Raw genomic sequence first — 7,529 nt, 5'->3', positions numbered from 1 at the left:
ATAAATAGCAAACACCACTTTTTTAAATTGATTTTTAAATGTTGTTTCCAACACTTCTTTAAAAAGCTTCGCAATTACTGCTGGATCGTTTTGAAAAACGCCACAGCCCCAAGCGCCGAGTATTAGTGTATCATTTCCGTGTAAAACAGACAATGCCAATACTTTTTCAATTCGTGTTCGCATGATAGTGGGAACTTCTGAAATTTTCTTCGCTTCTTTTCTTTTTACAACACCATAATTTACCGCAGCTGATGTAATTACCGAACATAATACAGGACTTTCAATCAATTCACCTTTGTTATCTCTGAAGAAAGGTACTTTTGGACTGTAAATCATGCTGTCTGTATAGATGCAAGATTTCATGTTTCTATGGTTTTCATAGAATTCAAAATTCTCCATTTGACTTGCATATAAGCTTGAACCAACTGCCAAACTCTCTTCCTGAGCAAGTGCGCCATTTAAGAATCCGCCACCGGGATTTTTCGCGGAAGCAAAATTTAAGCACATTATGTTTTCTTCAGCTGTTAATCGTAAAATTGCTTTTAAAGAAGTTTCATCTGTAACTTCAAATTGTGTTTCGTAATTTTTATCTAACGTGATAGTTGAAAGTATTTCATCTAATTTCTCACTGGTATAATAGTTTGAGTTTTCAACTGTATATGCATGTGTAGTTTTGATGTCTACAATTTTATCTTGAAACAAATAGCTTCCATTTTTTTGAATGTCTAAGGTTTCAATAGCTTTGAGTTTTCGTGTTGATTTTTTCATTTTAATTGATTGGCTCTTGCGCCAAAATATTTTTAACAGCTTTTCCAACAGGAATCCGATGTACGGGAATTTTGATGTTGTACTGCTGTATGTGTTTTTTAATTTCTTTGTCTATTTCATGTTGATCGTATCGCGATGAAAAATGTCCTAAGATCAGTTTGTCTATCTTAATATTCGCAACCATTTTAAATACATCATCTAACGAACTGTGTTTGTTTTTAAATGCTTTTGTATTTGTTTCGTCTTTGGTCAAGAATGTCGCTTCATGAATGAGAATTTCACTATTGTCATAGCGTTTATAATCTTCAATTGGCGTATCTCCTGAATAGGAGAGCATGTTTCTTTTGATTTCATTCGTTAGGAAATGATCTCCATGTTCTTTTTTGATTTGAATCAATTCGTCTTTATGTAAATTCACAAATTCCGATTTGAGTTTTCGTTTGGTTTCAAATACTTTAAAACTTAAACTTTTCAATAAACCTGGTTGTACTACATGACCGTTTTCAATCGCTTCTACTTGAATGGTATTTTTTGTAGAAATAATCGATTTGTCTTGAATTTCTTGCCAGTTTGTTCCTTTGTTATGCGGATCAAATTTGGTAAAGAAATCTTTTAGAAACGGAAATGAACCTGCATCTTTCGGATAGTAAATGGTTGGTTTTAAACCTGCAAATAATTGATTGAATTGTAATAAACCAGTTAAATGATCTCTATCAGCATGTGAGATAAACGCATGTTTTATCTTTCCTGCTTTTCCTAATAAATTGGAACAAACGCCATCACCTGCGTCAAATAATATTCCTAATTCTTCTATATAATACCATGTTGCATATAATGCTGTTGAGTATCCGTGTATGGTGAGTTTCATGTTTTTTAAAATTTTGAATGTTGTATGCTAAATTTTAAATTGTTTCCAATCTTAGCACTAGATTTTAGCATTTTTTAATAATTTTTCAACTTTGGTGTTTCAAACTCTAGTTTTAGTAACGTTCATTTTTTCTTGATAAAAAACGAACCAAAAAATCAAGTCTGAGTATAGGAAATTGCTTTGCACCATTCATCAGCTAAGCTGCATGCTTGAAGCTACGCTTCGCAATTCCGCTTGCTAATTCATTATTTCTTAACACAGACGTTAGATTCCCAAAAACCTTTTTAAAAAACATTGATAATGATTGTATCTTTTTAAAATAAGTAATGTTTTGTCTGTAATGTTACTTTTTTTACTTTAAACCGATTTTAAGTTGATTTACGTAATCGATCTCGAACTTCCATTAAGGCAAAACCTAGTAAATTTTGTCCTCGCCATAAATTCGGATTCGCAGCTTTTTCATTGTTTTGACTCATTCCAATTCCCCAAATTCGGTCTCTTGGACTGGCTTCTACAATGATTCTATTTTTTGTGTTTAATAGAAATTGTTTTAAATGTTCATGTTGTGAAAATTTATGATAATTTCCTTTAACAACAATGTTAAACTTGTGTTCATTCCAAATAACAGGATCAAAGTTTTTAACTTTTCTACCTAATTTCTTAGCATGATCTGGATGATTAACAAGTAGAATTTTTTGTCTACTTTCTTCATCATTAAATAATGTTGCTTTTTCAGCCATCATCCAATGTTCGGCTGTTTTAAAAGTTTCATTATTAACAGTAAACCCATCTTTCCACCATTGACTGAAACAACTTTTTGTGACACTTCCATCTTTTGAAGGTTGATGTCCCCAAAAAAATAAATATTTCAATCGTTTTTTAGAGTTGAACTGAGTTTGTATATGTTGTAATGTATGTTTCATTTCTTTAAATTCTAAATGTGTCACATCGAGCGCAGTCGAGATGCTGAATTTTAAATTTTAAATTGTGAATTCTTTGTTTTTTTACCACGAATTCACGAATTTTTTATCTTGGCTCTTGGCTCTTGGCTCTTGGCTCTTGGCTCGATATAGTATCTAAAAATCAACTTGTACTACTTGTGTTGATTCCACATTTCTAAATGAGTTTGTGGTAAATATTGTTTTATAAATACTTTCTAATTGTTCAAATCCTTTGTTAAATATTCCGTGACTTACGATTAAGTGTAAATCTCCCGAGTTTTTTTCTTGCAATGCTTTTCCGAGTCCTAAAAATGTACCGCCGCCATCACAAATATCATCGACAACAACGCCTGTTTTGCCTTTTAAATCGTCTGTGTAAACGGTAAATCCAGATAATTCCCCTGTTTTTACATCTCGTTTTTTTGAACATTCTATCACTTCAATTCCGCCTAAATACGCCGAGAGTTTATATATCTTTTTCAATGCACCGCCATCAGGAGAAATCAATACGATTTCTTCTTTTATGCTTGCTAAACATTGTTTTACATATTCATGATTGTCAATTATTGCTACATTGTTCAATAACGCTGGTGTGACTTCCGAATGTGGATCAAACACAGTGACTTTTTCATAGTTTTGACTGTTAATGATATCTGTATATACTTTTACACTTAACGGTTCTCCTGAAACCATGACACGATCTTGACGTGCTGCTGGAAAATACGGAATGAACAGATTAATTTCTTTTACATTCATTCTTCGTAATGCATCTGTTGCCAACAAAATGAAACCTACATCATTGAAAGAAGTAATGCGTTGTGTAATTGTAACAGCATCATTTACAGCTTCTTTTATTTTTATATGTGGTTCACCTCCTGAAAATGTAAACGTTTCAAAGTCAATTGATTTTCCAAAAGGAGTAAAGTCCGAATCTAAATGTAAATAGTTCATATTAGCGTTATTTGTACGCAAATATAAAACGCTTTTTTCGTTCTACAAATTATTTTGTGTAAAAATTACGTTAATTTAGTGAAACTCAATTTTGAGAAGTCAACAAGACGAACTCAAAATTGTAAGTTGAACTAATCTCGCTGAAGAGCGAGATCTGGTTTTTAATCGAAAGATTATAGCATAAATGATTGAAATAATGCGCTATTTATTTGTATCTTTTACTTGAAAAATTATATATAAAATGAGTGAAAAAATAGAATATTCTGTTGAATCTTTTGTGGATGTTAATCCTTTGGAACATATTAGAATACGACCTGCAATGTATATTGGGCGAGTTGATGAAAAAGGGAATTTGGAAATCATTAAAGGTTTGTTTGAATATTTTGAACAACATGTAATATGGAATGAAGTAAACTTTATTAATATGTCTAATGACTTGTTTAAAATCACATTTAATGGTGTGTTGAATTATGAATTAGAAAGGAGGCTTTTTGATGCAACATTATTTAGTACGAGTGATAGTAATTATTTATTTCAAGTTATAGTCGCATTGTCTGAAAAATGTATTATTGAGTCGAATGGAAAAGAACTTTGTTTTGAAAAAGAGGCTTTTGTTTCAGAAAGAAATATAGAAAATACAGCTAGCACTTCAATTACTTTTGGGTTTGATGCTGCTATTTTGAAAAGTAAGGAATTGCCAGATTATTTGCTGTTCAATTATTTTAAAAGATATGTTTGTATCTATCCTGAAAAGGAAATTTTAATATATAAAAATGATAAAAAAATAGCAAATTTTACATCGAATGGTTTGAGTGATTGGTTTGCAATGAAGAGTTTTGAGAATGAGCTTTTAATGAAGCCTTTTCAGTTTTTTATTGAAGACGAAACTATTGATTTGAAAGCTGAAATTATGTTTTCTTTGTATGATGAGAAAGAAGCTTTTTCTACGATTACTTTACCGCGAGCCGATTTTGTGAAACAAAACGGAACACATACTAAAGGTTTTTTAAAAGGATTGCATTGTGCAGTTAAAGAGGTTCTTGGAGAAATAGGTGCATCTGCTTTTACCGATTACGGAAATTTGATAGGTATTTTTAAGTTATCTTATCCAACAATAATGTTTTACGGTCCTACTCGAAATGAAGTTGGAAGTGAAGAATTGGTGGAAGTATTTGAGAAAGGAACTCAAGAAGCATTGCTAGCAAATGATAGTTTTAAAGAGACTATTTTGGAGTTGTTTGGTTCATAAGGTTGTTGGTTTCGCGTGAAGGATGGAGGCTTTGTTGAAGCTCCTCGAAGAGAGCGACTGCCGACAGCCTGACCGTTTTCGGGCATGCCCAAATTATTTTATATCAAATAAGAAACCTTCTTTTTGCAATTTGAAGTATTGTTTTTTGTTGAATTTGAATAAATTAGCAGGTCTTCCGCGTCCTTCGGAGACTTTTTCGTCGAGTTCTTCCAAAATTTCAAAACTCAATATTTTTTTACGAAAGTTTCTACGATCAATTTTTTTCTCCAAAATGGTCATGTATAGTTTTTCCAAATCGGAGAATAGGAATTTGGTCGAAAGCAAGTCAAAACCAATTGGTTCGTAGGTCAATTTGTTGCGCAAACGTGTTTTGGCTTTTTCTAAAATAACATCGTGGTCAAAGGAAAGTTCAGGCAATTCGTTGATAGGAAACCACGCAACATCTTGCGCATCAGTATCTGCTTTTATTTTGTGATGAGACGGTTTTACCAAGGCAAAATACGCAACAGATATGACACGATTTCGCGGATCGCGACCAGGTTTTCCAAACGAATATAGTTGCTCTAAATAGTCAATAGTAACATTTGTTTCTTCTTGTAACTCACGCTCTACGGCAGTTTCTAGGCTTTCATGTTCTAATACCAAACCGCCGGGCAAAGCCCAAGAACCTTGAAATGGCGCGACTTTTCTTTTTATTAAAAGCACGTTCAATTGATGGTCTTTGTACCCAAATACTACGGCGTCAACTGCTACACGAATGTTTTGCATCATGGGACAAAAATACAAATTACCATGATTTTGCATTCTTATTTCTGCATTAAAATCTAAATTAAAAGCATTACAATTATATATTAACAGTAATACTATTAAAAATTTGTTAATAGTTCTTAACATAACTTTTAGTTTCACTACATTTGCCCTGAAATTAAAATTTATCAATATGAAAAAAGTGCTATTACCTTTAATTATTTGTCTTTTTTACGTTACAAAAAGTGAAGCGCAACAAATAGACGAAGATCAACTAGGATCTTGGTATATGTATTTTTATAACGTTGATTTTAAGGATTCAAATTGGGGAATTCAAGGAGATTTTCAATATCGTGATTGGCGCGGACTTGGAGATCGTGAGCAACTTTTATTGCGTTCAGGAATTACATTTAGACCCAAAGATTCAGGTGTGAAATTCACCTTAGGATTTGCTAATATTACCACAGGGCAATTTGGAGAAGATATTGACAACCCTGTTTCTGAAAATCGTGTTTACCAAGAAGCATTGATTTCTAATAGAATTTTAAAACGCGTATTGCTTACACATCGTTTTCGGTATGAGCAACGTTGGGTAGAAGATCAAGATTTTAGAACGCGTTATCGCTACAATCTCTTTATCAATGTACCTTTAAATAATACAGCACTTGTAAAAAACACATATTATTTAGCATTTTATAATGAGATTTTTTTAAACGGACAACGTACCATAGGAAATGGACGTACGGTTCAATTTTTTGATAGAAACAGAACATATTTAGGTTTGGGATATACCATTAATACTAAACTAAGAGTACAACTCGGATGGATGGAACAAACCACGGTTAATTGGCAGAAAGGACAATTACAATTCAGTCTGCACCATAATTTTTAAATCACACACAAATGAGAAAACTTACAGTACAATTATTCGCAGTAACAACACTTTTATTTTTAACATCTTGTGAAGAAGCAAAAACAACGAAGGCTGAACCAGAAACGAAAAAAACTGAAACAGCACTTGTTGAAACGAAAGTTGTAAAAAGTATTTTAACAGCCGAAGAACAAGCAGGCATGACTCCTGAAGAAATTGTGGGACGATTGAAGAAAGGAAATGAAAACTTTGTAAATAATAATTTAACGCAGCGTGATCATTCAGCACAACGTAGAAAAGCAATGATTGGTCAGTTTCCAAAGGCAATTGTACTTTCTTGTGTAGACAGTCGTGTGCCAGTAGAAGATGTTTTTGATTTAGGAATCGGAGATATTTTTGTAGCACGTGTCGCTGGAAATATTGAAAATACAGACATTGTAGGATCGATGGAATTTGCAACTGCCGTAGCAGGATCAAAAGTAGTTATTGTAATGGGACATACGGCTTGTGGTGCGGTAAAATCTACAATTGATAAAGTTGATGCAAAAGCACTTGGTATGAATTCATTGGCAGATTTAATCAAAGAAATTGAGCCTGCGGTTGTAGACACAAAATCAACTGGAGAACGTACTTCTAAAAATGAAAAATTTACCAATACGGTAATTAACAACAACGCAATGCGTACGGTAGAAAACATTAGAGAAGCGTCGCCAACGATGGCAAAAATGGAAGATGAAGGCAAAATCATGATCGTTTCCGCAGTATACGATATGGAAAGTGGAAAAGTAATGTTTAATAAAGACTAAGTAGTACAATTCCATAATAAAATATGAATCCTTACAAGCTATTGTTTGTAAGGATTTTTTATATTTTTTCTTTGGCTAAATTAACTATACTTAATCTTCCTTAAAATCCGAATTGTTGCTTTGTAAAGCTCATAAATGTCTTTATCATAGGATTTTAAAAGTGGTTTCGCCAATTCCAATTTGTCTTTTGCTTCGTGAAAACCGTTCAAATAGCAAATCATATAGGTTGCAGGTAAATTGCGTAAATCGTGATTTTCATCTTCGTTAATCGAACTATTTTTTTGTAGTTTTTCTAAAATAGAATTGTTGGTATTGTAAATATGATGCA

Annotated in this window: 9 protein-coding genes; 3 read left to right on the top strand and 6 right to left on the bottom strand. The window is 32.5% G+C overall.

The window, feature by feature from the left end:
* The 4 genes from AB8B65_RS08670 to prs all read right to left on the bottom strand — a co-directional run.
* Positions 1-768: TIGR02452 family protein (locus tag AB8B65_RS08670; RefSeq protein ID WP_405300530.1), on the bottom strand; the 768-nt coding region annotated here is incomplete at its 3' end.
* 1 nt (position 769) lies between these two features.
* The gene (locus AB8B65_RS08665; protein WP_405300529.1) at positions 770-1,636 is read right to left on the bottom strand and encodes an MBL fold metallo-hydrolase; all 867 of its coding nucleotides are present in this window, start codon (positions 1,634-1,636) and stop codon (positions 770-772) included.
* 368 nt (positions 1,637-2,004) lie between these two features.
* The gene (locus AB8B65_RS08660; RefSeq protein WP_405300528.1) at positions 2,005-2,559 is read right to left on the bottom strand and encodes an NADAR family protein; all 555 of its coding nucleotides are present in this window, start codon (positions 2,557-2,559) and stop codon (positions 2,005-2,007) included.
* A 153-nt stretch (positions 2,560-2,712) separates the two neighbouring features.
* Positions 2,713-3,528, bottom strand: a complete 816-nt coding sequence (gene prs, locus AB8B65_RS08655) for a ribose-phosphate diphosphokinase (protein ID WP_405300527.1) — start codon at positions 3,526-3,528, stop codon at positions 2,713-2,715.
* A gap of 241 nt (positions 3,529-3,769) precedes the next feature.
* Here prs and AB8B65_RS08650 point away from each other — a divergent pair, with 241 nt between their 5' ends.
* The gene (locus tag AB8B65_RS08650) at positions 3,770-4,777 is read left to right on the top strand and encodes a hypothetical protein (RefSeq protein ID WP_405300526.1); all 1,008 of its coding nucleotides are present in this window, start codon (positions 3,770-3,772) and stop codon (positions 4,775-4,777) included.
* Positions 4,778-4,870: 93 nt separating this feature from the next.
* On the opposite strand, the gene AB8B65_RS08645 is transcribed toward AB8B65_RS08650, so the two are convergent.
* Complete coding sequence (locus tag AB8B65_RS08645) at positions 4,871-5,545, bottom strand: NUDIX hydrolase (RefSeq protein WP_405300531.1); 675 nt, start codon at positions 5,543-5,545, stop codon at positions 4,871-4,873.
* Between the two features lie 172 nt (positions 5,546-5,717).
* Between AB8B65_RS08645 and AB8B65_RS08640 the strand changes: the two genes are divergently transcribed.
* Together AB8B65_RS08640 and AB8B65_RS08635 are read left to right on the top strand one after the other, a co-directional pair.
* A complete protein-coding gene (locus AB8B65_RS08640; protein ID WP_405300525.1) occupies positions 5,718-6,416 on the top strand; it encodes a DUF2490 domain-containing protein in 699 nt (232 codons plus the stop codon).
* Between the two features lie 11 nt (positions 6,417-6,427).
* Complete coding sequence (locus AB8B65_RS08635; RefSeq protein WP_405300524.1) at positions 6,428-7,201, top strand: carbonic anhydrase family protein; 774 nt, start codon at positions 6,428-6,430, stop codon at positions 7,199-7,201.
* 80 nt (positions 7,202-7,281) lie between these two features.
* Here AB8B65_RS08635 and AB8B65_RS08630 read toward each other — a convergent pair.
* Positions 7,282-7,529: DUF5929 domain-containing protein (locus AB8B65_RS08630; RefSeq protein ID WP_405300523.1), on the bottom strand; the 248-nt coding region annotated here is incomplete at its 5' end.

The organism is Kordia sp. (genome assembly GCF_045105435.1).
Taxonomy (GTDB): Bacteria; Bacteroidota; Bacteroidia; order Flavobacteriales; family Flavobacteriaceae; genus Kordia.
This window is presented reverse-complemented; position numbering and strand designations above follow the sequence as displayed.